We start from the raw sequence: 3,968 nt of genomic DNA, 5'->3' as shown, positions 1-3,968 counted from the left end.
AGGTTCTGCGAAGGCAAGGGTTGTCATTGCCGCACCAGCCAAGGCGGAAGAAAGGTGAACTCAGGGTATTGCTGCGCAGATATTGTAGTACATTTTGGATTTGGTTTTTGTAGGATGTTTTTCAACCCACCACTCCGTCATTTCGAACACTCGTTTGTAATTATGAGGTTTGGCATGATTGTTCTGAGTGGAGAAATCTGTTGAATCGAACTAGGGTTTCCAATCAAACTACCCCGTCCTGTCATTTCGAACAACGAATCAAATATTGAGGTTTAATATATTGTTCTGAGTGGAGAAATCTGTTGAATCGAACTAGGGTTTCCAATCAAACTGCCCCGTGTTGTCATTTCGAACAACGAATCGAATATTTAGGTTTAATATATTGTGATGAGTGGAGAAATCTGTTCAGTCATAGTAGAAATTTCATACCAACTTTATATTTTCTATGATATTTCCCGCTCATCGCCGCGGGGGCTAGTCCTTTTTCTGTAGCAAAAAAGAACGAAAACGCCACCGCTGCGTCTGATGCTATGAAAGGTTTTGCGAGGGCAAGGGTTGTCATTGCCGCACCAGCCAAGGCGGAAGAAAGGTGAACTCAGGGTATTGCTGCGCAGATATTGTAGTACATTTTGGATTTGGTTTTTGTAGGATGTTTTTCAACCCACCACTCAGTCATTTCGAACACTCGTTTGTAATTATGAGGTTTGGCATGATTGTTCTGATTGGAGAAATCTGTTGAATGGAACTGGGATTCCCCAATGAACAGATTCCTCTTCGTACCTCCCGGCCTACCGGCAGGTGTCGGAATACTTCATTACAAAATCATTAATTTCTAGAATATCTAATTTTCTCTTGTTTATTTTTCAAATTTTGTATCTTGCGCACTCTTTTTAAAAATTAGTATAAAAAAATACGGATATGGGAATAATGAGTTTTTTGCGAAACCGTGCAGGGATAATCATCGTAGGGGCTATTGGTTTTGCAATTATTGCTTTCTTAGTAAGCGATGCAGTACAGATGGGTAGTTCATTTATGAATGCAGGGCAAACAGAAGTTGGTGAAGTAGATGGCGAAGTCATAGATATTTTGGAGTTTAATGAGCTGGTTGAACAAAGCTCCAACAACTTTAAACAACAAATGGGTCAGACAAATCTTGATCCACAGATGACTGCATATATCATCGAAAATACTTGGAATCAGTCTGTTTCTAAGCTTCTATTGAAGAAAGAAATGGCACGTTTGGGTTTGCAGGTGAGTAAAAACGAGATGAATGACCTGGTAACAGGAAAAAATCCTGATCCACAGATTACCCAAAACTTTGGTGACCCACAAACAGGACAACTGAATAGGGTACAGCTAAACGCCTTCCTTGAAAATGTGAAGTCGCAGCCAAGTGATAGTCCCGTGAGCCAGCAGTGGACCGCTTTTTTATTAAACATTCGTGATAATAAAATAGCACAGAAATACAATAACCTAATCAAAAATAGTATTTACGTAACGTCGCTTGAAGCTAAAGAAGATTACATACAGCGTAATAAACTAGTTAACTTCAGCTATTTGAACCTTGATTACGCTTCAATTCCTGATAATCAGGTGAAGCCAAGTGAACAAGATTATAGCGATTACTACAATGAAAATAAGTTCCGTTTCAATAATCCATTCGAAACTAGAAACTTTGACTACATATTATTCGACGCTAATCCTTCAAAAGCAGATTCTGCAGAAGTAATTGTTGCAGTACAAAAAATTGCTGCCGATTTCAGAGCAACAACTAATGATTCGCTATTTGTAAGCATTAATTCCGAAACAAAATTACCAATCAGCTATGTTCGTAAAGGTCAATTAGATCCAGCACTGGATTCACTGATATTTAAGACATCTGCGGGTGGCTTCGTCGGACCAGTATTCTCAAATGGAGTGTACAAAATGGCGAAGGTATTGGATGTTAAAGTAGGACCAGATTCAGTGAAAGCAAGTCATATTTTAATCAATCCTGCATCTGAAGGTGGTATCAACAAAGCAAAAGCGAAGGCTGATTCAATCAGAAGCTTAATTGCCGGTGGTGCGAGCTTTGCAGAATTGGCAGCTAAATTTGGTACCGATGCTTCTAAAGATACTGGTGGCGATTTAGGTACCTTCGGAAGAGGTGCTATGGTTCCAGCGTTCGAAGAAGCAGTATTCAATGGTAATGCTGGCGATTTAAAAGTAATCACCACTCAATTTGGTGTTCACGTAATTAAAATCAATGCTCAGATAGGTTCTTCAAGAGTTGCTAAAGTGGCATTGCTTGATAAATCATTATCTACAAGTAATAAAACTCAACAAGATGCCTATAAAAAGGCAACTGCATTTCTTGCAGCAGCAAAAGATGAAAAGTCTTTCGATGAGGAGTCTAAGAAATTAGGATATGTGAAAGTTGTTGCCGATAATATAGTAGCTACACAGGCGGTTATTCAGGGTTTGAATAGCGCTCGTGAGATGGTACGTTGGGCTTTCGATGCAGATAAAGGAGATGTTTCCAATCAAGTATTTGAAATGGACAATAAATTTGCTGTCGCTAGATTAGTAGATGTCTTGAAGAAAGGCACTTTGTCGCAAGATCAAGTTAAGAAGCGTATTGAGCCATTAGTGGTAAAAAGTGTGAAAGCTCGAATGCTGACAGAAAAAATGAACAAGGCGTTGGCAGGTTCAAACTCCATTGAGCAAGTAGCTCAAAAAGTTGGAAAGCCTGTTAGTCCAGTACAAAATGTGGTGTTCGCAAATCCTGTAATTCCGGGACTTGCACAAGAAAATAAATTGGTAGGTACTATTTTTGGGTCACAGCCAGGTAAATTATCAAAATCTGTTGAAGGTGAATATGGCGTGTATGTTTTTGTGGTAAATGGATTTAGTAACCCTGCACCGCTCACTAACGTGTTTAAACAAAAGGTTCAGGTGGCACAAAATGTTCAGCAGCGTGCTACAGGTGAAGCATTCAAAGTTTTACGTGATAAATCTGAAATAAAAGACAATCGCGTTAAATTCTTTTAACATCTTATTTCATTAAATTGCATCCGGAAACGATCTAATCGTTTCCGGATTTTTTGTTTTATACGATATCATCAATGAGGTTTTTTCTCGTTAACTAATTAAAAAGACATGGACATTCAAGAAAATATAGTCAATAAGGTTGCGCAAAGCGGATTAATAAGTCTTGATCTCTCGGAATTTTACCCTGCAGGCGAACGTTTTTTTTATGATATTAAGGATAATCTTTTCCACGGACTTATGCTTAAGGAGAAAGACTTTAGAGAGTTTGTAAAGGAACATAATTGGGAAAGCTACATAGGCAAGCATATCGCAATAGGTTGCTCTGCCGACGCGATTGTACCGACATGGGCTTATATGATTCTGGCGAGTAAAATGGCACCTTATGCAAAAACGGTGGTGTTTGGGGATCTTAAAACACTTGAAACGGTACTTTTTGATCGTGAATTGAATAAAATCGATATGGAAAAATATCGTGATCAACGCGTAGTAGTTAAAGGATGCGGAGAAATACCTGTCCCCGACTCAGCTTACATTGATATTGCGAGTAAATTGAATGCGGTAGCGAAGAGTATTATGTATGGGGAACCATGTTCTACGGTGCCGATATTTAAGCGTGCTATTAATGGGGCAAGCGCGGAATGATGGGTTGATACAATCACTACCCCGTGTTGTCATTTCGAACAACGAATCAAATATTTAGGTTTAATATATTGTGATGAGTGGAGAAATCTGTTGAATCGAACTAGGGTTTCCAAACAACAGATTCCTCGTCGTGCCTCTGTCGGAATGACGGTTTGTTAGGTTTGCAACTAGGATTTCCAAATGAACAGATTCCTCGTCGTACCTCTGTCGGAATGACGGGGAGTTATAATCAAACCAAACGGCGTCATTTCGAACACTCGAATTAAATATTGAGGTTTAATATATTGTGATGAGTG

General features: G+C 39.1%; 2 protein-coding genes. Both read left to right on the top strand.

The annotated features are described in order from the left end of the window. Positions 1-918: 918 nt before the first annotated feature. A complete protein-coding gene (locus ACILQF_RS12590; RefSeq protein WP_395627749.1) occupies positions 919-3,030 on the top strand; it encodes a SurA N-terminal domain-containing protein in 2,112 nt (703 codons plus the stop codon). 108 nt (positions 3,031-3,138) lie between these two features. After that, on the top strand, positions 3,139-3,672 hold the full coding sequence (locus ACILQF_RS12585) for a DUF2480 family protein (protein WP_395627748.1): 534 nt from the start codon (positions 3,139-3,141) through the stop codon (positions 3,670-3,672). Positions 3,673-3,968 lie beyond the last annotated feature (296 nt).

It is taken from the genome of Daejeonella sp. (genome assembly GCF_044232565.1).
GTDB lineage: Bacteria > Bacteroidota > Bacteroidia > Sphingobacteriales > Sphingobacteriaceae > Daejeonella.
This window is presented reverse-complemented; position numbering and strand designations above follow the sequence as displayed.

Coding starts and splice junctions, on each gene's coding strand:
- ACILQF_RS12585 (WP_395627748.1), top strand. CDS start 3,139: ATGGACATTCAAGAAAATATAGTCAATAAGGTTGCGCAAAGCGGATTA.
- ACILQF_RS12590 (WP_395627749.1), top strand. CDS start 919: ATGGGAATAATGAGTTTTTTGCGAAACCGTGCAGGGATAATCATCGTA.